This is a genomic window from Falsiroseomonas sp. CW058, assembly GCF_050563535.1.
Lineage (GTDB): Bacteria > Pseudomonadota > Alphaproteobacteria > Acetobacterales > Acetobacteraceae > Falsiroseomonas.
Genome location: NZ_JBNXUO010000023.1, coordinates 41600 through 67288, shown reverse-complemented (window position 1 = coordinate 67288; position 25689 = coordinate 41600). Strand labels below are relative to the sequence as shown.

Below are 25689 nucleotides of genomic sequence, written 5' to 3'. Positions count from 1 at the left end.
GTCACGCCTCCTCCTTGGCGCGCGCCGCGGCGGGCGGGTCCGCGGGGCGGGCGGGCGGGATCGCGGGCGCGGTCACGGCCTCGGCGGCCGGGACGCGGCGGATCTCGACGCGCGGCGCCTGGTGGCCGGCGGAGGTGCGCTTGGTCGAGAACAGGTTGGCGCCGTTGCTGCCGGTGGTGGAGCAGCCGTTGCCGAAGGTGAAGCCGCAGGACGACTTCAGGTCGAAGGTGTTCTCGGCGTATTCGCGGTGGGTGGAGGGGATGACGAAGCGGTCCTCATGGTCCGCCAGCGCCATCACCTTGTACATCTCCTCGACCTGCTCGACCGACAGGCCGACATGGCGCAGCACCTCCGCGTCCATCCGGTTCTCCACCGTGCGGGCGCGCATGTGCATCCGCATCGCCATCATGCGCTGCAAGGCGAGCGTGACGGGCGCCTCGGCGCCCGCGGTCAGCAGGTTGGCGAGGTACTTCACCGGGATCCGCATCTTCGACACGTCCGGCAGGCCGTTCTCGTCCCAGCCGATGTGCCCCGCCTCATGCGCCGACTGCACGGGCGACAGCGGCGGCACGTACCACACCATCGGCAGCGTGCGGTACTCGGGATGCAGCGGGAAGGCCACGCCCCACTCGATCGCCATCTTGTAGACGGGCGAGCGGCGGGCGGCTTCCAGCCACAGTTCCGGCACGCCGTCGCGCCGGGCCTGTTCGATCACCGCCGGGTCGGAAGGGTCGAGGAAGATGTCGAGCTGGGAGCGGTACAGGTGCTCCTCGTTCTCGACGCTCGCGGCCTCCTGGATGCGGTCGGCGTCGTAGAGCATCACGCCGAGGTAGCGGATGCGGCCGACGCAGGTCTCGGAGCACACGGTCGGCTCGCCCGCCTCGATGCGGGGGAAGCAGAAGGTGCACTTCTCGGCCTTACCGGACTGCCAGTTGTAGTAGATCTTCTTGTACGGGCAGGCCGAGACGCACATGCGCCAGCCGCGGCACTTGTCCTGGTCCACCAGGACGATGCCGTCCTCCTCCCGCTTGTAGATGGAGCCGGACGGGCAGGCGGCGACGCAGGCCGGGTTCAGGCAGTGCTCGCAGAGCCGCGGCAGGTACATCATGAAGGTCTGCTCGAACTCGCCGAGCGCCTTCTTCTGGATGCCCTCGAAGTTGGCGTCCTTCGACCGCTTCTCGAACTCGCCGCCCAGGATCTCCTCCCAGTTCGGCCCCCACTCGATCTTCTCCATCCGCTTGCCGGTGATCAGGCTCACCGGTCGCGCGGTCGGCATGGTCTTCGACTCCGGCGCGTTCTGCAGGTGCGCGTAGTCGAAGGTGAAGGGCTCGTAGTAGTCGTCGATCTCCGGCATGTCGGGGTTGGCGAAGATCTTCGCCAGCACCCGCAGCCTGCCGCCGATGCGGGGTTCGAGCTTGCCGTCGCGCTTGCGCGTCCAGCCGCCCTTCCACTTCTTCTGGTTCTCCCATTCCTTGGGATAGCCGATGCCGGGCTTCGTCTCGACGTTGTTGAACCAGGCGTATTCCACGCCCTCGCGGCTGGTCCACACCTGCTTGCAGGTGACGGAGCAGGTGTGGCAGCCGATGCACTTGTCGAGGTTCAGCACCATCGCGATCTGCGCGCGGACCTTCATGGCGCGGTACTCCCTTATTCGGCCGCCACGGCGGGCGCCGCGGCTTCCGTCGGTTCATCCATCCAGTCGACCTTCGCCATCTTCCGCACGACGACGAACTCGTCGCGGTTGGTGCCGATGGTGCCGTGGTAGTTGAAGCCCCAGCTCAGCTGCGCGTAGCCGCCGATCATGTGCGTGGGCTTCGGCGTGGTGCGCGTGACGGAGTTGTGGATGCCGCCGCGGGTCTTCATCACCTCGCTGCCCGGCGTGTTCACGATCTTCTCCTGCGCGTGGTACATCATCACCATCCCCTCCGGGACGCGCTGGCTGACCACGGCGCGCGCGGTCAGCGCGCCGTTGAGGTTGAAGGCCTCGATCCAGTCGTTGTCGACGATCCCCGCCTTCCGCGCATCCACTTCCGACAGCCACACCACCGGGCCGCCGCGGTTCAGCGTCAGCATGATGAGGTTGTCGCTGTAGGTGCTGTGGATGCCCCACTTCTGGTGCGGCGTGATGAAGTTGAGCGACAGCTCCTTCTCGCCGTTCGGCTTGGCGCCGACCATCGCCAGGTGCGCCTTCAGGTCCACCGGCGGCTTGTAGACGCAGAGCGCCTCGCCGAAGGCCAGCATCCACGGGTGGTCCTGGTACAGCTGCTGACGGCCGGTCAGCGTCCGCCAGGGGATCAGCTCGTGGACGTTGGTGTAGCCCGCGTTGTAGCACACCTCCTCGCTCTCGATCCCCGACCAGGTCGGCGACGAGATGATCTTGCGCGGCTGGGCCTGCACGTCGCGGAAGCGGATCGCCTCATGCTCCTTGCCGGCGGCGAGGTGGGTGTGGTCGCGCCCGGTGTTCTTGCCAAGCGCCTCCCACGCCTTCACCGCGACATGGCCGTTGGTCTCGGGCGCGAGGCTCAGGATCACCTCGGCCGCGTGCACGTCGGTCTCGATCTTCGGGCGCAGGCCGGCGTCGGGAACCTCCCGCACGCCGTTCAGCTTGCCGAGGAACTCCACCTCGTGCCCGGTCTTCCAGCCGATCCCCTTGCCGCCGTTGCCGAGCTTCTCGAGCAGCGGGCCGAGCGAGGTGAAGCGGGCGTAGGTGCGCGGGTAGTCGCGCTCCACCACGGCGACCGCCGGCATGGTCCTGCCGGGGATGGCCGGGCATTCGCCGCGCTTCCAGTCCTGCACGTTGTTCTGCGCCAGTTCCTGCGCGGTGTCGTGCATCAGCGGGTTCAGGACGACGTCCTTCTCCACGCCGAGATGCCCGACCGCCAGTTCGCTGAACCGCTTCGCGATGCCGCGGAAGATCGCCCAGTCCGTCCGGCTCTCCCACGCCGGATCGACTGCGGCCGAGAGCGGATGGATGAAGGGGTGCATGTCCGAGGTGTTGAGGTCGTGCTTCTCGTACCAGGTGGCCGTCGGCAGCACGATGTCGGAATGCACGCAGGTCGTGCTCATCCGGAAGTCGAGCGTGACGAGCAGGTCGAGCTTGCCGTCCGGCGCGTCGCGCCAGGTGATCTCCTCCGGCCGCTGGCCGCCCTCCTCACCGAGGTCCTTGCCCTGCACGCCGTGCGAGGTGCCGAGCAGGTGCTTCAGGAAATACTCGTGCCCCTTGCCCGAGGAGCCGAGCAGGTTCGAGCGCCAGATGAACATGTTGCGCGGCCAGCTCGACGGCGCCTCGGGGTCCTCGCAGGACATGCGGAGCGTGCCGTCCTGCAGCGACTTCGCGACGTAGTCGGCCGGCGCCAGGCCGGCCTCGGCCGCATCCGCCGCGATGCGCAGCGGGTTGCGGTCGAGCTGCGGGGCGGAGGGCAGCCAGCCCATCCGTTCCGCGCGCACGTTGAAGTCGATCAGCGAACCCTTGAGCGAGGCCGGCGCGGTGGGCGACAGCAGCTCGTCGATGTTCAGCTTCTCGTACCGGTACTGGCCGGTGTGGGCGTAGAAGAAGCTGGTCGAGTTCATCTGCCGCGGCGGGCGGTTCCAGTCAGTGGCGAAGGCCAGCGGCACCCAGCCGGTCTGCGGGCGCAGCTTCTCCTGGCCGACATAGTGGCTCCAGCCGCCGCCCGACTGGCCGATGCAGCCGCACATCACCAGCAGGTTGATGATGCCACGGTAGATCATGTCGCCATGGTACCAGTGGTTCACCGCCGCGCCGAGGATGACCATGGACTTGCCATGGGTCTTGTCGGCGTTGGCGGCGAATTCGCGCGCGGTGGTGATGATGTCGGCGCGCTTCGTGCCGGTGACCTTCTCGGCCCAGGCGGGAGTGTAGGGTGCGTCCTCGTCGAAGCTCGCGGCGCAGTCGCCGAAGCCGCGCTCCACGCCGTAGTTCGCGAGGAACAGGTCGTGCACCGTCGCCACCAGGCGCGTGGTGCCGTCCGCCAGCGTCACGCGGCGGGCCGGCACGCGGCGGCGCAGCACCTCCTCATGGCTGGTCGGGTTGAAGAATTCCGGCGCGCGGGCGCCGAAATAGGGGAACGCCACCTCGGCGCTCTCCTCGCCCATCAGGCTCAGGCGCGGCACCGTCACTTCCAGGGTGCGGGCGTCGCGGCCTTCCAGGTTCCACTTGCCCTGCTCGCCCCAGCGGAAGCCGATGGAGCCGGTCGGCGCGTAGAGCCGCCCCGTCGCCTCGTCCACGGCGACCGTCTTCCATTCGGCGTTGTTGGTCTCGCCGAGCCCGCCCTCGAGGTCGCTGCTGCGCAGCTGGCGGCCGGCGACGAGGGCGCCGTCCTTCTCCTCCAGCAGCACCAGCATCGGCATGTCGGTGTAGCGGCGGCAGTAGTCGAGGAAGTAGTCCCCCTGCCCCTTCGCGTGCCACTCCGTCAGGATGACATGGCCCATCGCCATCGCCAGCGCGGCGTCCGTGCCCTGCTTCGGGTGCAGCCACAGGTCGGCGAACTTCGACGCCTCGGAATAGTCGGGCGTCACCACCACGGTCTTGGCGCCGCGGTAGCGGGCCTCGGTCATGAAGTGGGCGTCGGGCGTGCGCGTCTGCGGCACGTTCGAGCCCCACATCATCAGGAAGCCGGCATTGTACCAGTCCGCGCTTTCCGGCACGTCCGTCTGCTCGCCCCAGGTCTGGGGGGAGGACGGGGGCAGGTCGCAGTACCAGTCGTAGAAGGACATGCAGACGCCGCCGATGAGCGACAGGTAGCGGCTGCCCGCCGCGTAGCTGACCATCGACATCGCCGGGATGGGCGAGAAGCCGATGATGCGGTCCGGCCCGTGCGCCTTCGCGGTGTGGATGTTGGCGGCGGCGATCATCTCCTCCGCCTCGTCCCAGCCGACCCGGACGAAGCCGCCCATGCCGCGCACCTTCTGGTACTCGCGGCGCTTCGATTCATCGGCCTGGATGCTCTCCCACGCCTTCACCGGGTCGCGGTGCTCGGCCTTGGCGGCGCGCCACAGCTTCAGCAGGCGCTTGCGCATCATCGGGTGCTTCACCCGGTTCGCGCTGTAGAGGTACCAGCTGTAGCTGGCGCCGCGGGCGCAGCCGCGGGGTTCGTGGTTCGGCAGGCCGGGCCGCGTGCGCGGGTAGTCGGTCTGCTGCGTCTCCCAGGTGACCACGCCGCCCTTGACGTGGATCTTCCACGAGCAGGAGCCGGTGCAGTTCACGCCGTGGGTGGAGCGGACGACCTTGTCGGTCGCCCAGCGGGCCCGGTAGGCGTCCTCCCAGCCGCGGGGCTCGTCCACCACCTGGCCGTGGCCGTTGGCGTAGGGCTCCGCGGCCTTCCGGAAGAAGCCGAGACGATCGAGGAAATGCGACATGATGCGTGTGTCCCTCAGCAGGGGGTCGCGGCGCCGCGGCGGGCGTAGAGCCACCAGTTCAGCGCGACGTTGAGGACGAAGAAGGCGGCAAGGCCGTGGAAGACCACGTCGGCCTTGCCGAAGGCGCCGAAGGCCGCGCCGAAGAGCAGGCCGAAGATGAAGGGCCCGTAGGCGGCGATGGCGCCGGTGAAGCCGATCACGCCGCCCGCCTGGCGGGGCGGGAAGATCATCGGCATCTGCTTGAAGGTCGAGGCGTTGCCGATGCCGGCGAAGGCGAACAGGCCGAGCATCGCGGCCACGAAGGCCGGGAAGGTCGACAGGTCCGACCCGTCGGTCACGAAGGGCACCGCGATCGCGCAGGCGGCCATGCCGAGGCCCGCCACATGCGTCACCCGGGCGCCGCCGAAACGGTCGGAGACGGGGCCCGCGACCACGCGCAGCAGGCTGCCCACCAGCGGGCCGTAGAAGGCGTAGGCAAGCGGGTCGGGCGCGCCGGGAAGGTGGCCGTAGACCTGCTTGATCAGCAGCGGGAAGGTGCCCGACAGGCCGCTGAAGGCGCCGAAGGTCATCATGTAGAGGCTGGTCATGACCCAGGTGTGGCGGTTGCCGAAGATGTCGAGCTGCTGGCGGAAGTTCGCCTTCACCGGCACGCTGCGCAGCATGAACCAGGACAGCAGCGCGAAGGCGACGACGAGCGGGATGTAGAGGAGCGTCGCGTTCTGCAGCCACACGCTGCTCTGCTGGCCGGCGCGGGTCATGGTCTGCGGGTCGCCGGCCATGGCGCCGAACAGGGCGAAGCCGATGATCCAGGGCGTGACGAACTGCACGACGCTGACGCCGAAGTTGCCGATGCCGGCCTGGATGGCCAGCGCCGTGCCCTGCAGCCGCTTCGGGAAGAACAGGCTGGTGGAGGGCATGAAGGAGCTGAAGTTGCCGCCGCCGAGCCCGGCGAGGAAGGCCAGCACCATCAGCACCCAGTAGGGGGTGTTGATGTCCTGCACCGCCCAGGCCCAGCCCGCGAGCGGCAGCAGCAGCGACGCGGTGGAGATCGCCACGACGTGCCGCGTGCCGAAGACCGGCGTGAAGAACATGTGGAACAGCCGCATCGTGCCACCCGCCAGGCCCGGCATCGCCGCCAGCCAGAACAGCTGGCCCGGCGTCAGCCGGAAGCCGATCTGCGGCAGCCGCACGACCAGCGCGCTGACCACGAACCAGGTGATGAAGGCCATGGTGAGCGACGCGGTGGTGATGGTCAGCGTCTTCCAGGCGCGGGCGGAGCCGGCGATGCCCCAGAAGCCGCGGCTCTCGGGCCGCCATTCCTTGAGCCAGGAGGCGCCCTGCGGGGCCGGGGCTTCGGCCCCGGCCGTCTCGGTCGTGGTGGACATGTGCTTGTCCCTTCTTGGCTTCGGGTTATTCGCCGGCGACCATGCGGCCGGCAGGAAGCGGGGCAGGCTGGCGGGCGGCGGCGGCGGCAAGCGCCTGCGCCTCCGGCAGGTCCTGCGGGCCGCGCAGCGCCGGGTGCTTCGCCTTCTCCATGTTGCGGATGGCGAGGTGCATCCACACCAGGCTGACCGACACCACGACGAACAGCAGCATGAAGCAGCTGGTCCAGACCCCGATCAGGTCGTTCGCCGCGCCGAAGGCGATCGGCAGGATGAAGCCGCCGAGCCCGCCGATCAGGCCGACCACGCCGCCCACGCTGCCCACGCGGCCGGGGTAGTAGACGGGGATGTGCTTGTAGACCGCCGCCTTGCCGAGGCTCATGAAGAAGCCCAGCGCCATGGTCAGCAGCATGAAGGGCACGAAGCCGAGCGCCAGCTCGAACTCCATCGGGCCGCGGATGCCCTGCACCACGTAGCGGGTCGCGGGGTAGCTCAGCAGGAAGGTGCAGACGACCGAGCCGATGAAGGTCCAGTACATCACGGCCCGCGCGCCGTACTTGTCGGACAGCGTGCCGCCGAGCACCCGGAACAGCGAGCCGGGGATGGAATAGGCGGCGCCCAGCATGCCGGCGGTGACGATGTCGAGCCCGTAGACGCCGACATAGTAGCGGGGCAGCCAGAGCGCGAGCGCGACGAAGCCGCCGAAGACGAAGAAGTAGTAGAGGCTGAAGCGCCAGACCTGCAGGTTCGCCAGCGGCGCCATCATGGCCGCGAAGCTCTCCGCCTGCACGCCGCGGGCGCGCCGCGCGGCCAGGTCGGGGTCGTCCTTGGTGGCGAACCAGAACACCACCGCCATCACGGCGAGGCCGAGCGCCCAGAGCTGCGCGACCGCCTGCCAGCCGAGGCTGACCATCACCACGGGCGCAAGGAACTTGGTGACCGCGGAGCCGACATTGCCGGCACCGAAGATGCCGAGTGCGGTGCCCTGCTTCTCCTTCGGATACCACTTCGAGACATAGGCGACGCCGACCGAGAAGGACCCGCCCGCGATGCCGACGCCGAGCGCGGCGACCAGGAAGGTCGTGTAGTCATGCGCGTAGCTCAGCAGGAAGGTGGCGACCGCGGCGGCGAGCATCACGGCGGTGAAGACGATGCGCCCGCCATACTGGTCGGCCCAGATGCCGAGAACCAGGCGGATCAGGCTGCCGGTCAGGATCGGCGTGCCCACCAGCAGGCCGAACTGGAAGTCGTTGAGGCCGAGGTCGCGCTTCACCTGCACGCCGAGGATCGAGAAGATCGTCCACGCCGCGAAGCAGACCGTGAAGGCCGCCGTGCTGGACCAGAGCGCGAAGCTGCGGTCCCTGTCCCGCACCTGCACGCCATTCGGGCTTTCCATCTGCCCCTCCTTGTCTCTGAGGCGGGGGCAACCTCGTCCGGATGCGGGCCGGTTTGGTTGATGCACATCAAGGTGATGGGGCGGGAGGCACCAGAAATGCGAAACGCACGCACTGCGACAAAGGCCCAACCCCCACGGGGCAATAGTCGACTTGATATGAATCAACGAATCACTTGACGATCCGCGGCATCACCATCCGCGCAGAGCCAGGAGGGACAGTTGGACCGTCCGCAGAACATGGAACTCGTTCGCCGCACGCCTTTCTTCGTGGTCGCGGGAGAGGCGGCGATGACGCGGCTGCTGCGCCCGTCCTTCACGCAGATCCTGCCGCGCGGCGCGGTGATGTTCGAGCAGAACGAGCAGGCGGACTTCCTGCACCTGCTGCTGGCGGGCTCGGTCGGGCTGACGGCGCGCGACGAATCGGGGGCGGAGACGGTGGTGGAGATCTTCGGTCCGGGAGAGCTGTTCCTGGCACCGGCGGCGATCCTGCGCCTGCCCTACCTCGCTTCGGCCGCCGCGCTGACCGATGTGCGGGTGCTGATGATCCCGGCCGATGTCTTCCGCGACGGCATCGCGGAGGATCCCGCCCTTGCCCGCGCCGCGACGGAGCTGCTGGCGCGCCACTGGCGGCTGATGGTGGACCAGGTGGTGGACCTGAAGCTGCGCCCGGCGGAACGGCGCATCGCCCGCTTCCTGGCCCGCCGCGTGCCCGAGGAGGCGGGCGCCGGATCGGCCGAGCTGCCGGAGCCGCGCGGCGCCATCGCCGCCCGGCTCGGCATGACGCCGGAGACGCTGTCGCGCACGATGAACGCCATGCAGGCCGAAGGCCTGATCCGCAGCGCCGGCAAGCGCATCGACGTGCCGGACCGCGAGAGGCTGCTGCGCCACCGCCTGGGGTGAGCGCGGCGCGCCGGCTCAGCGCGCGCGCCGCGGCCTGCGGCGCCCCGTGCCGGGTTGCCGGCTCACATCGCCGCCAGCTCCGTCGGCGCCGCCAGGAAAGGGCGCGGCAGCACAGCCATGATCGCCGCCATGATCTCTCCGCTGCGGGCCGGCTTCTCGAGCAGGGCGATGGCGGCCCCGGGCGGCGGGCGCAGCCGCGTCGCCGCGCGCGGCGGCAGGCTGCCGCTCAACACCACCACCGGCGTCCGCGGCCGCAGCGTGGCGACCCGGCGGATCAGCCTCTCGCCGTCCAGCCGCGGCATGCAGAGATCGGTCAACAGCACGTCGAAGCTGCATCCGGCCTGCACCATGCCGAGCGCGATCAACCCGTCCGCGGCGTGCAGCACGCGGCAGCCGAAATCCTCCAGGTAGTCCTGCACGGCTTCCGCGATGTGCAGGTCGTCCTCGGCGAACAGCACGGTCAGCCCTTCCGGCAGCGCGGGACCGGACCCGTCCGCAGCCCCCGCGCGGGCTTCACCCGCACCGTCCCCGACGCCATCCTTCCGCACGCTCATCGGCCCGATCCCCTGCTGCCGCGCGCTTCGCGGCGGCTGCCAAACCTCACGGCGCGGAACCTGCCCGCGCCCGGTCCCTGCGTCATCCTGCATGAAGTACCAACCAGCGTGCCGACGACGCGCGGCCGCAGGTGCCGGCGCCGGCCCGCGCAGGACTCACGCGACATCGCGGGTCATCGCCTCGATCACCCCGCGCACCGCCCGGCGCAGGACATCGCCGGTCAGCAGGCCGGGGATGACCTGCAAGGGGCCGCCATCGCGCCGCGCCAACCCCGGCGGGAAGCGCCTCGACCGGGGGTCGCCCAGCACCACCACGCCGAGATCGGCGCGCCGCCACGGCGCCGATGCCGCCAGCTGCTCGGCGCCCGGGCAGCGGGGGCCGGCATTCACCACCAGGATGTGGCAGGGCCAGCCATCCTCCAGCAGCGCCAGCGCGTCCCGCGCGGTGCAGACCCGCTCCACCTCGTGCCCGTCCACGGCGAGCGTGTCGGCGATGGCCCAGGCAAGGTCGTCATGGCTGTCGACGAGCAGGATGCTGCCCGCCCATCGCCCGGCGCAGTTGCCGCGGCGCGGGGCGTCCGGGCAGGTCCCGTCCGGGGGGCCGTCATCCTCCGGCCGCATGGTCATCGTCATCGCGTGGTCTTCCCCATCGGGGCATCACGCGATCCGTCCGCGCCGCCTCTCCGTCAGCGCGGTGTGCCGGATGGGGGCCGGCACATCATCCTGTATGAAATGTCAATGGGGGCGGCAACGACCGCCGCGGCCCTGCCCGGTCACGGCTCCTCGGCGACGAGTCCCGCTGAGACCGCGAGGCGGACCGCTTGCGCGAAGGACCGCACGCCGAGCTTCTCCATCACCGCCGCGCGGTGCGCCGCCACGGTGCGCATGCTGATGCCCAGCGCATGGGCGACGTTCTTGTTGGCGTTGCCGCCGACGAGGGAGGCGAGCACCTGCTGCTCCCGCGGGGTCAGCGCGGCCACCCGCGCGCGGGCGGCTTCCGCCGCGTCGGGCCGCGCCGCGGCGGGCGCCTGCGCGATGCCTTCCGCCACCGCCGCCAGCAGGCGCTCCGTCTCGAACGGCTTCTCCAGGAAGTCGAAGGCGCCCGCCCGCATGGCGCGCACCGCCAGGTCCACATCCGCATGCCCGGTCAGCATGATGACCGGCAGCCGCCCGCCGCGCGCCCGCAGCGCCGCGACCAGCGCGACGCCGTCCATCCCGGGGCCCAGCCGCACATCGGCGACGAGGCAGGCCGGATCCGCCCCGCCGGGCCGCGCCAGGAACTCCTCCGCGCTGGCGAAGGTCTCCACGGCATAGCCGCGGGTGCCGAGCAGCAGGTCCAGCCCTTCCCGCAGGCTGGCATCGTCGTCGACGATGGCGACGACGGCGGGCGACGGGTCGGCGGGCATCAGTCGGTCTCCAGGCTGTCCATGTCGTGCAGGGTGAAGGTGAAGACGGTGCCGCCGCGCGGGCCGGGCGCGGCGGCGATGCGGCCGCCATGCGCTTCCACGATGGTGCGGCAGATCGACAGGCCGAAGCCCATGCCGTCCGGCTTGGTGGAGAGGAAGGGCTGGAACAGCTGCCGCGCGACCTCGGCCGGCAGGCCCGGGCCGTCATCGGCCACCTCCACCTCCACCTCGGCCGGCGTCGCGCCGGCCCGCACCGCCACGCGAACCCGCCGGTCCGGGTGGGGTGGGAGGGAGGCCACCGCCTCGATCGCGTTGCGCACCAGGTTGACCACCACCTGCTGCACCGCCACGCGGCGCAGCACCAGCACCGGCAGCCCCGGCTGCACCGCGACCTCCACCGAGACCGGATGCGCGGCGCGCAGCCCGGCCTCGGCGAAGGCCACGGCTTCGCGCACCACCTCGCCGGGCGGCAGGCTCTGCGCCTCGTCCTGCACGCGGCTGACGAAGCGGCGCAGCTGGGAGATGATGTCGCCCGCGCGGTGCAGCTGCGCCGACAGCTTCTCCAGCGCGCCGCGCGCGCGCGCCACGCGCGGGTCCGGATGGTCCGGCGCGATCAGGTTCAGCGCGCCGCCCAGGAAGGCGCCGGCGGCGGCAAGGGGCTGGCTCAGCTCATGCGCCAGGCCATTGGCCATCGCCTCGCTCGTGATGCGACGGGCCAGGTGCTGGATGTCCTGCTCCGCGGCGTGCAGCCGCGCCTCGCTGCCGCGCAGCGCCGTGACGTCCCGCGCCGTGCCGACGGTGCCGAGGATGCGGCCATCGGCGTCGTTCCAGGTGGCGAGGTGGACAAGGAAGCTGCGCGTCGGCGCCGCCGCGGAGGCGAGCGCGACCTCCACCAGTTCGCTGCCCCCAGCCTGCGCGACCCGCGCGGTGGGGGCGGCGATGGCGTCGCGGAAGGCGGACTCCCCCGCCTCGCCCAGCAGGGCGCGGGCGGCGCCGTTCAGCAGCACGAAGGCCCCCGCGGCATCGAGGATCCAGACCGCCTCCCCCGTGCCCTCGACCACGGCGACCAGCAGCGCGCGTTCCCGCGCCGCGGCATCTGCCTGGCGCGCGCGTTCGGCCTCGGTCCGGGCATGGGCGGCGGCCATCTCCTCGAACTCCGCCACGCGGATGCGGCCTGCCCTGGCCAGGGGTCCGGCCGTCGTGGCCTCGCTGCGGGCGGCGCGCGCCGCGCGCAGCAGGCCGGCGGAGAGCAGGCTGCCCCCGGCGATGGAGAGCGCGACGGCGAAGGCGACGGCCGCGCCGACACCCAGGATCGGCGCCGCGAAATCCCGCAGGAAGACCGATTCCGGCTCCGCCACGACGACGGTCCAGCCGGGCGCATGCGGCAGGCGGGCGAAGGCGAAGACCATCAGCCGGCCCTCGATAGCCGGGCCGCGCAGGATGCCGGAATCCCGTTCCTCGATCGCGTCGCGGTACCAGGAGGGCACGTCGCGCCCGACGAAGGCGCTGTGGTCGTGGGACCGGGCGATCACCCGGAAATTCCCGTCGGTCAGCGTGGCGAAGGCCGGCGCGGCGAGACCTTCCGTGGCCAGCACGGCAGCCAGCCGCTCGATCGGGATGCTGGCGCCGATATAGCCGAGGTCCCGCCCCTCGCGGCGCACCGGCGCGATCAGCGCGATGGCGGGGCCGAGCGGCGTGGTCGCGAGGTCCCCCGCCACCGCCCGGCCCTGCCAGGCGGCGCGCCGCAACCCTGCGACCACCTGCGGCGAGACGGTGGCGTCCAGCGCCGTGCCCCAGGGCAGGGCTGTGTTGAACAGCGGCCGGTACTCCGGCCCCGGCCCGCGCAGCCACACACGGCTGCCCAGCGCCTCCCCCAGGCGATGGGCCCGTTGGTAGGTCTCCTGCAGATCCTGCGGTTCGTCCAGCAGGGGCGAGGTCGCGAGCAGGTCGATCATCGGCCGGATGCGCTCGACCTCGCTGTCGAGCGCGAGGGACAGCGCGGCGGCGGTGTCCTTCAGACGGGTGTGGAACAGGTCGCGATAGGCCGAGGCCGTCTGCCAGACCGCCACCGCGGACGCCCCCGCGATGGGCACGATGACCAGCGCGAGCAGCCCGAACAGGTAGCTTCGCAGCCGCGGCGGCCTGCGGCCCCCCGCCACCCCCCCGGCCTTGCCGGAGACCGGCCCGTCCTGCGCCATGGTCAGCTGCATCCACCCGGTCCCGGAAGGACACCCGCGTCACTCCATCGCGACGCACGCCCCGACGCGGCGCCGCTACCATGGCCGCCGCAGCGGAAGCAAGGCGTTTCCCGCCCAGGTTGCGGTCCCATGAAACGATGCAGCTTGGCGGCCCTGGCGGTATCGGTCGGGCCGGCGATGCAGCCATGCAGTCATGCTGCAACTGCGAAGAACGACCGCGCCGCATAGTGACGGTGCCTTCCCAACCCCTGCGTGCCCGCGCCCCGAGGCGGGGCCGGCGGAGCCCCGCGTGTCCCTTCCCTCCCTCCTCCCCTGGCTGCCCGACCTTGCGCAGCCGGCCAGCATCGCCGGCCTGATGGCGCTCGGCTCGGCCTGCACCTGGCCGTTGCTGCGGCAGCGGCGGGCGATCCTGTCGGTGCAGGTGCTGTGCTCTCTGCTGTTCGCGCTGCACTACCTGCTGCTCGGCGCGCCGACGGCGGCGGCGATGTGCATGGCGGGGGTCGCGCAGGGCATCGCCGTGGTGGCGCTGCGGGGGCGGGCGCTGCGCATCGGCGTCGTCGGCCTCACGGCCGTGGCCGCGGCGGGCGCGACGGCGCTGACCTGGACGGGCCTGCCCTCGGCGCTGTCGCTGGCGGGGCAGCTTGGGGGCGCGGTCGGGCGGCTGCAGACGGACACGCAGCGGCTGCGCCTGTGCTTCATGGTGTCGGTGCTGTTCTGGACGGCGCACAACCTGATGGTCGGGTCCGTCTTCGGCCTGGGTTCCGACACCCTGTCGCTGACGGCGCTGGCGCTCGGCTTCCTGCGCGACCGCCGGGCGCGGCGGGTGGTCAGCCGCGCTGGGAGGCCTGCGCCGGCAGGGGCGTGACGGGCGCGCGGGTGCCGCGGGGCGGGTCCTTCGGCGGGTCGGGATAGCCCAGCAGCATCACCGCCGCCGCGCTCTGCACCCCGCCGAGCGTCAGGGACAGGAAGAACCACAGCAGCAGCAGCGGGCCGGGATGGCCGGGCGCGCGGCAGATGATGGTGGCCGCCCCGCCGGGATCGGCCCAGACCAGCGCCGCCGTCAGCAGCGTCCCCAGCCCGAAGCCGACCAGCGCATGGATGACGAAGAAGCGCACCGCGATGGGAATGCGCCGCCAGGTCCGCCTCATCGCCGCCCCTCCTCCGTCACCGGCCCGCGGTTCGTCCCGCCGGCGCAGGGTGGCGGGGCCGGGCGGCGCCGTCCTTGATGCGCGTCAACGCATCCGCCTCATCCCGTGATGCCGATCTGCCAGGGCGCGAATTCGTGCTTGCCGAGGCCGAGTTCCTCGCTCTTCGTCCGCTCCCCCGACGCCACGCGCAGCATCAGGTCCAGGATCCTCTCCCCCATCTCCGCCAGGGTCGCGGTGCCGTCCAGGATCTCGCCGCAGTTGATGTCCATGTCGTCCATCAGGCGGCGGTACATCGGCGTGTTGGTGGCCAGCTTGATGGAGGGCACGGGCTTCGCCCCGTACATGCTGCCGCGGCCGGTGGTGAAGGCGATCATGTTCGCGCCCCCCGCGACCTGGCCGGTGGCCGAGACCGGGTCGAAGCCCGGCGTGTCCATGAACACGAAGCCCTTCGCCGTCACCGGCTCGGCATAGCGGTAGACGCCCATCAGCGGCCCGGTGCCGCCCTTCATCATCGCGCCGAGCGACTTCTCGAGGATGTTGGCGAGCCCGCCGGCCTGGTTGCCCGGGCTGACCACGCCGTTGATCTGCGTGTCGCGACCCGCGGCGTAGACATCCTTCCACCAGCGGATGCGCTCCAGCAGCTTCTCGCCGATCTCGCGGCTGGCGGCGCGGCGCGTCAGCGTGTGCTCCACGCCGTAGATTTCCGGCGTCTCGGACAGGATGCCGGTGCCGCCGTGGCGCGCCAGCAGGTCGATCGCCGCACCCAGCGCGGGGTTGGCGGTGATGGAGGAGAAGCCGTCCGAGCCCCCGCATTGCAGCCCGACGCAGAGATGCGAAGCCGGGACGGTGCTGCGCGTCGCGCGGTTGGCCTCGGGCAGCATCTCCCTCACGGCGGCGATGCCGGCCTCGATGGACTTCTTCGTGCCGCCGACCTCCTGCATCACCATGGTCCGCAGCAGCGGGCCGGGCGAGAGGCCCTGTTCGGCCAGCAGGCCGGCAATCTGGTTGCGCTCGCAGCCGAGGCCCACCACCAGCACGCCCGCCACATTGGCATGGCGCATGTAGCCGCCGAGGGTGCGGCGCAGCAGCTGCATCGGCTCGCCCGACAATTCCATCCCGCAGCCGGTGGAATGGGTGAAGGCCGCGACGCCGTCCACGTTCGGCCATTCGGCCAGCCGTTCCGGCGTGAACCAGTCCGCCACCGCATGCGCCACGGTGGCGGAGCAGTTGACGGTGGAGACCACCGCGATGGTGTTGCGCGTGCCGACGCGGCCATCGGCGCGGACGAAGCCCTGGAAGGTCTTGCGTTGCGCGTCGGGGATGGGATCGACCGGGCGGTAGTCGCGGCCGATGGCGGGGTCGCGGTCGAATTCGCGGAACTCGATGTTGTGGCCGTGCAGCATCGTGCCCGCGGGCATGTCCTCGGCCGCGAAGCCGATGGTGACCTGGTATTTCAGCACCGGGTCGCCCTTGCGGAGGTGCCGGGTCGCGATCTTGTAGCCGGCCGGCGCCTTCTGGCGGGCCACCACGTTCTCCCCGGGGATGGAGGTGCCGGGCTCGACGTCGACGCGGGCGACGACGACGTTGTCCTCGGGGTGCAGGCGGATGACGGGCCCGTTCATCTGCTTGGCGTGAAGATCGATCATCGGGCCCTTCCCCCTGGCGTCACCGCGGGACTTTGCCCCGACGGGGCCGGTCCGGGCCAGCCCCCCGGCCGGGCGTTTCCGCCGGCGGCAGCCAGGCCCTATGCTGGGCCGGCCGGCGCCGCGGGCGCGATCCGGCGGGCCTGGAAAGGGGCGGGATGCGAAGCAAGACGGCCAACCTGCTCCTTCTCGTCCTCGGCGCGATGTTCCTGCAGCAGACGGTGGCCACGGTGGGGCGGAACCTGCCTTCCGTCATCGCGCCGGCGATCCTGGACGATCTGCGGCTCGACCCCGCCTGGCTCGGCATCTATGTCGCGATCGGGGCGGCGGCGTCGCTGGTGTTCCAGCTGGGCTGCGGCGGGTTCATCCTCCGCCACGGCGCGATGCGGCTGAGCCAGGCGGCGCTGGCGATGCTGGCCGTGGCCTCGGTGGCGGCGGTGGCCGGTCCGCTCTGGCTGTTCGCGCTGTCCGCGATCATCGGCGGCGGCGGCGGCGCGGTGTCCACCCCGGCGAGTTCCCACCTGCTCGGCCGCTATTCGCCGCCGCGCTACGCGCCGCTCGTCTTCTCGCTGAAGCAGACCGCGGTGCCGGTGGCGCTGCTGCTGGCCGGGCTGCTTGGCCCGCTGCTGACGCAGTGGTGGGGCTGGCGGGGCGCGATGCTGGCCACGGCCGCTGCCTGCGCCGCCCTCGCCCTCGCGCTCCAGCCGCTGCGGCGGGAATTCGATGCGGACCGCGTGCCCACCCATCCGATCCGCCTGTCGGATTTCCGCACCACCCTGCTGGCCGTGACGCGCGGGCGGGAGTTGCGGCGCCTGTCGCTGGCCTGCTTCGCCTGCAACGGGCTGCAATCGGTCTTCATCGCCTATTTCGTCGTCTACCTGACGGCACTGGGGCATGGGCTGGCGACGGCTGGCTTCGTCTTCTCGATGGCGTCGCTGATCGCGGTGCCGGGGCGGGTCTTCTGGGGCTGGGTCGGCAGCGTGCTGGTCCCGCCGGGGGTCCTGATCGCGTCGCTGTCGATCGGCATGGCGGTGGGCGCCGCGCTGCTCGGCGTCGTCGGCTCGATCTCGCCGACGCCGGTGCTGTGGGTGCTGGCCGCCTGCCTCAGCATGACGGCGCTGTCCTGGAACGGCGTGCTGCTGGCCGAGGCCGCGCGCCTGGCGCCGCCGGACCGGCGCGGCGCGGCGACCGGCGGCGTGCTGTCCTTCGGCCAGATCGGCGGGCTCGGCCTGCCGTTGCTCTACGCGCTGACGCTCGGCCTAACGGGCAGCCACGGCGCGGGCTTCGTCGCCTGTTCGGTTCCCTCCCTGCTGATCGGCGTCGCGATGCTGCGCGATGCGCGGGCCGAGGCGGCGCCGGCGGAGCATGACCGCGGCTGACGGCTTGCGCTTCCCCTGCCCGCCGCATCACCCTGCGCGCAGGAGGAAACCGAACCATGACGACCATCGCCCTCGGCCGCCGCGGCCTGCTCTCGCTCGCCGCCGGCCTGCCTGCCTCCGCGCTGGCGCAGCAGCCGGCCTGGCCGCGCGGGCCGGTGCGCTTCATCTTCCCCTTCACCCCCGGTTCCGCCGTCGATGTCGTCGCGCGGCTGGTCGCGCAGGACCTGTCGGAACGGATGGGCGCCAACTTCTTCGTCGAAAGCCGCACCGGCGCGGGCGGCAGCATCGGGACCGAGGCGGCGGCGCGGGCCCGGCCGGATGGCGACACCTTCCTGGTCGGCTCGCCGGGCAACATGGCGATCAACCCCGCGGTGATGCCGAACCTGCCCTTCGACGTCGCGCGCGACTTCGTGGCGGTGACGCACATGGTCAGCTTCCCGCAGGTGCTGGTCATCTCCCCCACCCTGCCCGCGCGCACGCTGGCGGAGCTGGTGGAGCATTCCAAGGCCAATCCGGGGCGGCTGAACTACGCCTCCTCCGGCGTCGGCGCGACCAACCACCTGGCGATGGAGATGATCCGCGCGGCCACGGGGCTCAACGCGACGCATGTGCCCTATCGCGGCGGGCTGGTGACGGTGCAGGCGATCCTGTCGGGCGAGGTGCAGATGTGCATCGAGGGCATCCTGACCCTGCCGCCCTTCCTGGCCGACAACCGCGTGCGCGCGCTGGCGATCACCGGGGCCGAGCGGTCGCCCCTGCTGCCCGGCGTGCCGACGGTGGCGGAGACGGTGCCGGGCTTCGATGCCGGCGCCTGGGTGATGTTCTTCGCCCCCGCCGGCACGCCCGCGCCGATCATCGAGCGCCTGTCGGCCGAGACGCGCGCGACGCTGGCGAAGCCCGCGATCCGCGCGCGGCTCGCCGAGCTCGGCGCGACGGTGACCGGCACCACCCCGGCCGAGGCCGCGGCCTTCCATGCGAGGGAGCTGGTGAAGTGGCGCCAGGCGGTGGAGGCCGCCGGCGCGCGGCAGGGATGAAGCGGCCGCCCGCCCCCTTTCAGGAAGGGGGCGGGCGGGACGCTCAGCTCGTCGCCTCGCCGATCTGCGCCAGGCGGCGCATCACCGCCTCTCCCACCAACGGGTTGCCGACGCGGCTCCAGGTCGGCTTCATCGCCTCCTTCCACTCCGCCAGCTGCGGCGGGGTCAGGGTGTGGATGGTGGCGCCGAGCTGGGCCATGCGTGCGTAGCTTTCCTCGTTCACGCGTTCGGTGTTGGTCCAGTTCCACTCCGTCGTGCGCTGCATCACGCGGCGCATGACCTCCTTCGTCGGCGCCGGCAGGCGGTCCCACCAGACCTTGTTCGTGGCGACGACGTAGAAGTCCAGCACGTAGCCGACGCGGGTGATGTGGTTCGCGATCTCGTAGAGGCGGCTGCCGAGCCAGGCATTCGCCACCGGCTCCACCGCGTCGATCACCCCCTGGGACAGCGCGGCCGGCACTTCGCCCCAGTCGATCGTGACGACATTGGCGCCGAGCTGGCGGAACGCCTCGACATAGCCCGGCCCGGGCGGGACGCGGATCTTCACGCCGCGCATGTCGCCCGGGCGCAGGATGGGGGTGCGCGGCCGGCCGACGTCGCGCGCGCCGTTCAGCCAGAAGGCCACCGGCTCCATCGCCTTCGACCGCAGGTCGCCGAACAGGTTGCCCGCCAGCGTCTCGTCCTCGGTCACCGCCTGCACCGCGCGCGCGGTCGGCAGCAGGTAGGGCAGGCCGAGCACCGCGAGCTTCGGCGCGGTGGCGGCGTAGACGCCGGTGACCGGCGAGATGAACTGGATGGCGCCGAGCTGCAGCGCCTGCACCTGGCTGCGCTGGTCGTAGAGCGTGCCGGAATGATGCACCTCCACCCGCACGCGGGGTCCCATCTCGGCTTCCAGCTCGCGCTTGAAGTAGTCCCAGGACTGTCCCTTCAGCGTGCTCTGCTGCGTCTCGTTGGTGATGATGACGCGCAGCGGCTGCTGCGCCCGCACCACCGCGGGCGCGGCCAGCGCCGTGCCCAGGGCGGCGGCGAGGGTGCGTCGGTTCAGCATGGTCGTTCCTCCCTTCTCGTTCAGAACAGGATGCCAGGAAGCCAGGTGGACAGCCAGGGAACGTAGGTGACGATCACCAGCATCAGCGCCACCACCGCCACCCAGGGCAGGCAGGAGACGACGACCTCGTGGATCGGCACGCGCGCGATGGTGGAGGAGACGTAGAGGTTGATCCCCACCGGGGGCGAGATCAGCGCCAGCTCGATGTTCACCACCACGATGATGCAGAGATGCAGCGGGTCGATGCCGAGCGAGACGGCGGCGGGGAAGATCATCGGCATGAACAGCAGGATCATCGGCACCCCGTCCATGAAGATGCCGGCGACGATCAGCACCAGGTTGACCAGCAGCAGGAACAGCCATTGCGGCATCTGCATCTCGACCAGCCACTCGGACAGCGCGGCCGGCACGCCTTCCTGCGTCAGCAGGAAGGAGAACAGGATGGCGTTGGTGGTGATCCAGAAGATCATGCCGACGCGGGGCGTGACGTCGAGCATCGTGCGGATCAGCCCGGGCAGCGTCACCTCGCGGTAGACGAAGATGCCGATGATCGCGGACAGGGCGGCGCAGACCACCGCCGCCTCGGTCGGCGTGAAGATGGCGCCGCCCGTCACCTTCAGCGGCCCGAGTTCGAAGGCGGGGAAGCCGTAGATGCCGACCAGCAGGAAGGCCGGCAGGCTGAGCGCGGGCAGCGCATCCACGAAGGCGCGGCGGCGCTCCGCCCAGTCCTGCTGCGGCGCCGGCGGCACGCCCTCGCGGATCGCGAGGTGGCGGGCGAGGACCATCAGCATCAGCCCCAGCACGATGCCGGGCAGGATGCCGGCCACGAACAGCTTCGGGATCGAGGTCTCGGTGAGGAAGCCGTACAGCACCATGGGGATCGAAGGCGGGATGAGGATGCCGAGCGACCCGGCCGTGGTCATCGACCCCACCGCGTAGCGCTTGGAATAGCCATGCGCGATCATTGCCGGGATCATGATGCCCCCCACGGCCGCGACGGTGGCGCCGGAGGAGCCGGAGATGGCGGCGAAGAACATGCAGGCCAGCACGCCGGTCATGCCGATGCCGCCGCGCAGGTGGCCGACCATTGCGGTGGCCAGCCCGACCAGCCGCCGCACGATCCCGCCCGTCTCCATGAAGGCCGCCGCGAGGAAGAAGAAGGGCACGGCCATCAGGGTGGTGTTGTCGATGTTGGCCAGCAGCTTCTGGCCGAGCAGCGGCAGCGGAATGGGGTCGAACAGCGCCAGCGCGACCATGGTGGCGGCGCCGAGCGTCACCGCGATGGGCAGGCCAAGAAGGGTGAGGAGGGTGAAGATCGTCACCGCCGCGATGGTGGCCATGCGCGCCGCCCCTCAATGCACCGAGGGGGCGGGCGGCGCGCGCTCGCCCGGCGCCACGTCCGGCTTCCACGGGTCCCCCGACCGCGACCGCGCCGAGACGGGGATGAGCGCCGCGTAGCGCAGGCACATCAGCGCCAGGAAGGTCGGCGTGATGAGGAAGGCGATCCATTCGGGAAGGCCGCTGTCGATGTTGGTGGTGCCGACCATCATCAGGAAATCCGTGTAGCCGATGGCGGCCCACAGCATGGCGCCGCAGAAGGCGATGTTGACGAGGAGGCCGAGCATCTCGACCGGGCGGCGCGCGGCGGGCGGCAACTGGTCCAGCACCACGTCCACGCGCACATGCAGCCCGTCCCGCACCGCGCGGGACGCGCCGAACAGCGCCGCCCAGATGGTGAACTTCACGAAGGCCTGGTCGGACCACATGACGCCCGTGTTGAAGACGTAGCGCGCGACCACCTGCCCCGCCCCCACCAGCAGGGCTGCGGAGAAGAAGAAGGCCATCGCGAAGGTCTCGATCCGGTCGACCAGCCGCAGGATCATGCTCATCGCGGTCAGCCCGGCACGTCGAGGTCGACGAGCGGCGCGTGCTGCTGCCCGCCATAGGCGTCGCCGTCGTCGAGGTCGCATTGCACCGTCGGGCGCGGGATCGAGATCTTGATGGCGCGCGCCTGGTCGTGCTCGAAGAACATCACCTCCGCCGGGGGCAGGCGGTAGATGCGCGCGAAGACCTCCTTCGTCAGCACGCCGCTGGCCAGCACGCGGCGATAGGTCGCCTCGTCCTCGAACATCACGTCGAAGGTCAGCACGAAGGGGCCCGCGTTCTTGCTGCGGATCAGTCGCGCGAGCTCGCCGAGTTTCGCCATGCGCTCAGACCTCCAGCATCTCGGTGCGGAACATCTCGGTCGGGCCGTCGGGCACGACGACGTGGTGCAGGTTGAAGCGGTAGACCGGCCCGCGCTCGATCTCGGCCGGGGTGAAGGGAAAGGCGAGCCCGCTGATCAGGCCGCGCCATTCCGGGATGGGGTAGTGCAGCGCGAAATGGCTGAAGGACTTCGCGATGGACCTCGACACCGCCTGCGTCTGCGCGGTGACGGAGAAGACCAGGCAGGCCTCGTGCCCGATCTCGTGCGCCAGCGGCTCCAGCGCGCCCATCACGCCGTCGCGTCCGTAGATGCGGACGCGGATCGCGTAGTCTCCCGGCCCGACGCGGCCGCCGAAGATCTCCCCCACGCGGTCGGCGAACTTCGCGAACATGCCCTCCAGCCAGGTGTCGACCTGGCGGAGGATGTAGGGCTCCCGCACGCCAGCCACGATGATGGTCTGGTAGCCCGCGAGCTCCGCCCCTTCCAGCTTGATGGTCACCCGGTCCGAATGGCGGAAGGCCGACCCGCTGACGCGCACCGTGCGGTCGTCGAGCGCGGCGTAGACCGCGGGCTCGGTGTCGATGACGCCCGAGGGCTCGATGATGCGGAAGGGATCGGCGTTCTCGTAGAGCGTGTGGGAGGCGACGCTCTGCGGCGAGCAGCGGCTTTCCGGGTCGAGCGGGGCCACGTCGAAATGATCGTCGCGGATCCAGGCAAAGAGGCTGTCCGGGCGCTTGCGGCTGACCGTGGCGGCCGTGCCGCATTCCAGCGTCTTTGCGGCATGCCAGGCCGGGCCCGCGCCGGCGCCCCGCATCAGCGGCACGGCGGCGTAGAGCGCGGTGTCCGTCGCGCGGCCGGTCAGCACCACCTCGGCCCCCTGCCCGAGCACCTCCTGGATCGGCTCCTGCCCCATCACCCCGACGATGCGGGCACTGCGGTCGATCACGCCCTCGTCGAGCGGGGGCGCGGGGCTGAGCGGCAGGATGCGCCCTTCCCCCAGCCGCCGCTTCAGATACGCCTTGTCCTGCTCGCTCCGGATCAGGCCGAGGCGGAAGCGCAGCCCCTCCTCCCGCGCGATCTCGAGCACGATGTCGCGCATCCATTCGAGGCCGGGATCGCTGCCGGAGAAGCCGGCGGAGCCGACGATCATCGGCGCCTTCGCCCGATTCCGCCCCAGCAGCATCAGCCGCAGGTCGCGCTTCGTCGCCTCCTTCGAGAAATAGGGCAGCCCGGTGCCGAGATAGGACGGGCCGCCATCGGACGACCCGGCATCGCAGGCGATGACGTGGGGCTGCAGGTCGATGCCGCGCATGAAGCTGGATTCCAGGAAGCCGGACCCCAGCATCCCGGTGGCGGCGATGACGCGGACCTCGGCCATCGCGCGCTACTCCATGTGCCAGCGGCTGACGAACCCCTTGCCGGTGGCGGGCACCAGCACGGCGTCGCTGTCGGCGTAGTCGGCGTAGAACACGTAGGCGCCCTCTACCGTGATGCTGCGCACGGCGGACTGGTGTGTGTGGGTGTTCACCACATGCGCGACCTCGAGCGGCAGGCCGTGGGCGAAGCACTTGTGGGTCGCGTAGACGGCATGCTGGATCATTTTGCCCAGCTTGCTCTTGCGCCCCGCCAGCACGCGGTCGCTGCCGGGCCTGCCATCCGGGTCCGGCTCGCATTCCAGCGGCTTGCTGACATCGTGCAGCAGGCACATGGCGATCAGCGCGTCGCGGTCGTACTCCGTGCCGCTGTGGTCCTTCGCCGTCTCCGCCATGGACAGCGCGATGCGCGTGACGCCGCGCACATGGTCCACCAGGCGGCGACCCTTCTCGGCCTCCAGGTTCTTCGGGATGTCCTCCAGCCGGGACCAGGCGCATTCCTGCGCGATCTCCAGCCAGATCGCGACCACGCCGCGGCGCAGCGCAGGGTCGCGGATCCCTTCGATCTCGGGGAAGATGGTGACGAGCCCGGCCTCGTCGATGTTGATCGGCATGGTGCGTCCCCTCAACGGCCTTCGACCGTCTCTTCCTCGATGCGGTAGAAATCCTCGAGCCCGATGATGTCCTCCACCGCCTTGCGCGCGGTGCGGAACCCGGCCTCGTCCATGCCCGTGAATTGGCCGGTCTCGCGCAGTTCCGTCAGCATCCGGCGCTGCGCCTCGAAGGCGGGCAGCAGCATCACCTGCGCGTCGATGCAGGCGACGTAGCCCATCCGCTTCAGCTCCGAGATGGGGAAGATGGGGCGGCCGTCGCGGTTGCCGCGGCTCATCACATAGACCAGCGGCAGGCGGCATTCGCGCACCGCACGCTCCGCCTCCTCCGCGTTGCGGGGGAACAGCAGGCCGAGATCGGCGCCCTCCTCCGCCGCGCGGTTCAGCCGCGGCACCGCCTCCTCCAGGCCGTGCTCGCGGCAGGTGTCGGTGCGGGCGATGATGACGAAGTCGCGGTCCGTCTCGTCCCGCGCGCGGCAGGCGTAGCGGATCTTGAGGGCGAATTCCTCCATCGGCACGCCATGCACCTGGTATTTGTGGTAGTGCGCGCGCTTCGGGTAGAGCTGGTCCTCGATGTGGATGCCGGCGATGCCGGCGCGGGCGAATTCGCGCACCGTCCGCATGGTGTGCAGCGGGTCGCCGAAGCCCGCCCCCGCATCCGCGACGAAGGGGATCGGCACGGCAGCGGCCGCGAGCCCCGCGATCTCCACCTGTTCCGTCATGGTGATCAGCGGTTCCGACACGGCGCGCGAGGCGCCGCTGACATAGCCGCCGACATAGGCCGCCTCGAACCCCGCTGCCGCGACCAGGCGGGCGCCGAGCGGGTCGTAGACCGCGGGCATGTGCAGGAAGGTCCCGGAATCCAGCAGGGCGCGCAGCGCCGAGGTCCTGGCTGCCATCTCTCGTCCCATCCCCCGTCGGCGCGGCCTGGCGGCGCCGTTCCGGCGAGAGTGCGGTTACCGGCGAGTAAGTGTCAATATCGGCCGGTCGGCACCTCCCCCTCGACAGCCGGCGAAACCCGCGCGCAGTGATGCATCCGCAGGGCGCCTCGCGCGCTCCCGCCGCGTCACCACCGGAGAGCCGCCATGTCCGACAGCGCCGCCAGCCCCGTCTCCATCGCCGTCACCCCGATGCACCGGACCGAGGAGGGCCAGTGGGAATCCGGCCCGCGGGAGGGTGCGAACTTCTTCCTCGTCGAGGTCGTCCAGGGCGACGGCGAGGATGCCGAGATCGTCGTCGAGTGCCGGGACGAGCGCGCGGCCGCCCTGTCCGCCCGCGTCGCGGCCGCGACCGTCGCGGCGCTCGGCATGGCCACCCCCGGCCCGGATGGCGCCGAGGTCGTGCCCGCCTTCGACGAGCAGACCGCGGCCATCCTGGCCGAGAACCCGACGCCCGAGGTGGAGTTGGCCGCCGGCGAATGGCGCGAGGAGGACGAGGACGAGGACGAGGAGGACGAACCCGGCGAGGGCGCGCCCGGCCGGGCCTGACCGCCGTTCATCCCCCCGGCGGGCGCAGGCGCACGCTGCGCACCAGGTAGGGGACGACCAGCGGCGGCGGGTCACCGCAGGCCTCGGCAAGGCGCAGATACGCCTCGTCGGACGGCGCCTCGGTCGTCAGCACCAGCGCCTCGGCCATGATGTCGGCCGGGTCGCCGGCGCCGCCCACCACCGGATTGGCGTCCAGCAACGCCATGCAGCGGCCGAGCAGCGCCTGCTCGGCCGGGCCGTCCTGGCCGCGGACGGTCAGCAGGTAGCGCAGCCGCAGCCCGCCCCCGTCCGGCGGGTCGCCCTTCGATGCCTGGCGCTGCGGGAATGTGTCGCCGGCGGACTCGTCCGGCTGCACCCGCCACAGCACCAGGGCGATGCCGTGGCCCGGCCGGGTCCTCGCCTCGGCCAGGGTCATCACTTCCACCCCGCCGCCATCCCCGCCCGGCCCGAGCAGCGACTGGAGGTGGCGGCGGATGGCCTCGCTGGCGGCTGCGATGGGCATGGGCGTCTCCTCGCTGGAGGTCCGCCAACGAACCGGAGGGGGCAGG

23 protein-coding genes are annotated in these 25689 nt (G+C 71.3%); 5 read left to right on the top strand and 18 right to left on the bottom strand.

The window, feature by feature from the left end; genetic code table 11:
• Position 1: 1 nt before the first annotated feature.
• The 4 genes from narH to ACK8OX_RS17810 are packed head-to-tail and all read right to left on the bottom strand — an operon-like array spanning position 2 to position 8154.
• Complete coding sequence (gene narH / locus ACK8OX_RS17825) at positions 2 to 1633, bottom strand: nitrate reductase subunit beta (RefSeq protein ID WP_430665575.1); 1632 nt, start codon at positions 1631 to 1633, stop codon at positions 2 to 4.
• 14 nt (positions 1634 to 1647) lie between these two features.
• Entirely contained in the window at positions 1648 to 5376 is a 3729-nt protein-coding gene (locus tag ACK8OX_RS17820) for a nitrate reductase subunit alpha (RefSeq protein ID WP_430665574.1), read from the bottom strand.
• A gap of 14 nt (positions 5377 to 5390) precedes the next feature.
• Entirely contained in the window at positions 5391 to 6761 is a 1371-nt protein-coding gene (locus ACK8OX_RS17815) for an MFS transporter (protein ID WP_430665573.1), read from the bottom strand.
• A gap of 25 nt (positions 6762 to 6786) precedes the next feature.
• Complete coding sequence (locus ACK8OX_RS17810; protein WP_430665572.1) at positions 6787 to 8154, bottom strand: MFS transporter; 1368 nt, start codon at positions 8152 to 8154, stop codon at positions 6787 to 6789.
• Positions 8155 to 8373: 219 nt separating this feature from the next.
• On the opposite strand from ACK8OX_RS17810, the gene ACK8OX_RS17805 reads away from it, so the two are divergent.
• Positions 8374 to 9054: a cyclic nucleotide-binding domain-containing protein gene (locus ACK8OX_RS17805; RefSeq protein ID WP_430665571.1), complete on the top strand. Its 681-nt coding sequence runs from the start codon at positions 8374 to 8376 to the stop codon at positions 9052 to 9054.
• 62 nt (positions 9055 to 9116) lie between these two features.
• Here the strand turns inward: ACK8OX_RS17805 and ACK8OX_RS17800 are convergent, their stop codons facing one another.
• From ACK8OX_RS17800 to ACK8OX_RS17785, 4 genes are all read right to left on the bottom strand, one after another.
• Positions 9117 to 9608: a response regulator gene (locus ACK8OX_RS17800; RefSeq protein ID WP_430665570.1), complete on the bottom strand. Its 492-nt coding sequence runs from the start codon at positions 9606 to 9608 to the stop codon at positions 9117 to 9119.
• Positions 9609 to 9764: 156 nt separating this feature from the next.
• The gene (locus ACK8OX_RS17795; RefSeq protein ID WP_430665569.1) at positions 9765 to 10241 is read right to left on the bottom strand and encodes a hypothetical protein; all 477 of its coding nucleotides are present in this window, start codon (positions 10239 to 10241) and stop codon (positions 9765 to 9767) included.
• A gap of 140 nt (positions 10242 to 10381) precedes the next feature.
• The gene (locus ACK8OX_RS17790; RefSeq protein ID WP_430665568.1) at positions 10382 to 11014 is read right to left on the bottom strand and encodes a response regulator transcription factor; all 633 of its coding nucleotides are present in this window, start codon (positions 11012 to 11014) and stop codon (positions 10382 to 10384) included.
• Complete coding sequence (locus ACK8OX_RS17785; RefSeq protein ID WP_430665567.1) at positions 11014 to 13224, bottom strand: sensor histidine kinase; 2211 nt, start codon at positions 13222 to 13224, stop codon at positions 11014 to 11016. Before ACK8OX_RS17785 ends, ACK8OX_RS17790 begins: the two co-directional genes overlap by 1 nt.
• A 277-nt stretch (positions 13225 to 13501) precedes the next feature.
• Between ACK8OX_RS17785 and ACK8OX_RS17780 the strand changes: the two genes are divergently transcribed.
• A complete protein-coding gene (locus tag ACK8OX_RS17780) occupies positions 13502 to 14077 on the top strand; it encodes a YgjV family protein (protein WP_430665566.1) in 576 nt (191 codons plus the stop codon).
• On the opposite strand, the gene ACK8OX_RS17775 is transcribed toward ACK8OX_RS17780, so the two are convergent.
• Complete coding sequence (locus ACK8OX_RS17775) at positions 14040 to 14360, bottom strand: hypothetical protein (protein WP_430665565.1); 321 nt, start codon at positions 14358 to 14360, stop codon at positions 14040 to 14042. The genes ACK8OX_RS17780 and ACK8OX_RS17775 overlap by 38 nt on opposite strands.
• A gap of 98 nt (positions 14361 to 14458) precedes the next feature.
• Entirely contained in the window at positions 14459 to 16006 is a 1548-nt protein-coding gene (locus ACK8OX_RS17770; RefSeq protein WP_430665564.1) for a UxaA family hydrolase, read from the bottom strand.
• A 155-nt stretch (positions 16007 to 16161) separates the two neighbouring features.
• Between ACK8OX_RS17770 and ACK8OX_RS17765 the strand changes: the two genes are divergently transcribed.
• Together ACK8OX_RS17765 and ACK8OX_RS17760 are read left to right on the top strand one after the other, a co-directional pair.
• Complete coding sequence (locus ACK8OX_RS17765) at positions 16162 to 17382, top strand: MFS transporter (RefSeq protein ID WP_430665563.1); 1221 nt, start codon at positions 16162 to 16164, stop codon at positions 17380 to 17382.
• 56 nt (positions 17383 to 17438) lie between these two features.
• Positions 17439 to 18416 (top strand): Bug family tripartite tricarboxylate transporter substrate binding protein, encoded by a 978-nt coding sequence (locus ACK8OX_RS17760; protein ID WP_430665562.1) that lies wholly within the window; start codon positions 17439 to 17441, stop codon positions 18414 to 18416.
• 43 nt (positions 18417 to 18459) lie between these two features.
• Here the strand turns inward: ACK8OX_RS17760 and ACK8OX_RS17755 are convergent, their stop codons facing one another.
• The 7 genes from ACK8OX_RS17755 to ACK8OX_RS17725 are packed head-to-tail and all read right to left on the bottom strand — an operon-like array spanning position 18460 to position 24553.
• On the bottom strand, positions 18460 to 19464 hold the full coding sequence (locus tag ACK8OX_RS17755) for a TRAP transporter substrate-binding protein (protein WP_430665561.1): 1005 nt from the start codon (positions 19462 to 19464) through the stop codon (positions 18460 to 18462).
• A 20-nt stretch (positions 19465 to 19484) separates the two neighbouring features.
• Positions 19485 to 20804 (bottom strand): TRAP transporter large permease, encoded by a 1320-nt coding sequence (locus ACK8OX_RS17750; RefSeq protein ID WP_430665560.1) that lies wholly within the window; start codon positions 20802 to 20804, stop codon positions 19485 to 19487.
• Between the two features lie 12 nt (positions 20805 to 20816).
• Positions 20817 to 21353, bottom strand: a complete 537-nt coding sequence (locus tag ACK8OX_RS17745; RefSeq protein WP_430665559.1) for a TRAP transporter small permease — start codon at positions 21351 to 21353, stop codon at positions 20817 to 20819.
• Positions 21354 to 21358: 5 nt separating this feature from the next.
• Positions 21359 to 21670 carry a DUF4387 domain-containing protein gene (locus ACK8OX_RS17740; protein ID WP_430665558.1) on the bottom strand — a complete coding sequence of 104 codons (312 nt, stop codon included), beginning with the start codon at positions 21668 to 21670 and terminating at the stop codon, positions 21359 to 21361.
• 4 nt (positions 21671 to 21674) lie between these two features.
• Positions 21675 to 23048, bottom strand: coding sequence for an acyclic terpene utilization AtuA family protein (locus tag ACK8OX_RS17735; protein ID WP_430665557.1), 1374 nt, complete (start codon positions 23046 to 23048; stop codon positions 21675 to 21677).
• Between the two features lie 6 nt (positions 23049 to 23054).
• On the bottom strand, positions 23055 to 23657 hold the full coding sequence (locus tag ACK8OX_RS17730; RefSeq protein WP_430665556.1) for an HD domain-containing protein: 603 nt from the start codon (positions 23655 to 23657) through the stop codon (positions 23055 to 23057).
• 11 nt (positions 23658 to 23668) lie between these two features.
• The gene (locus ACK8OX_RS17725) at positions 23669 to 24553 is read right to left on the bottom strand and encodes an isocitrate lyase/PEP mutase family protein (protein ID WP_430665555.1); all 885 of its coding nucleotides are present in this window, start codon (positions 24551 to 24553) and stop codon (positions 23669 to 23671) included.
• Positions 24554 to 24739: 186 nt separating this feature from the next.
• Between ACK8OX_RS17725 and ACK8OX_RS17720 the strand changes: the two genes are divergently transcribed.
• Positions 24740 to 25141, top strand: coding sequence for a hypothetical protein (locus ACK8OX_RS17720; protein WP_430665554.1), 402 nt, complete (start codon positions 24740 to 24742; stop codon positions 25139 to 25141).
• A 7-nt stretch (positions 25142 to 25148) separates the two neighbouring features.
• Here ACK8OX_RS17720 and ACK8OX_RS17715 read toward each other — a convergent pair whose 3' ends face one another.
• Positions 25149 to 25643: a Pvc16 family protein gene (locus tag ACK8OX_RS17715; RefSeq protein ID WP_430665553.1), complete on the bottom strand. Its 495-nt coding sequence runs from the start codon at positions 25641 to 25643 to the stop codon at positions 25149 to 25151.
• Positions 25644 to 25689: the final 46 nt, after the last annotated feature.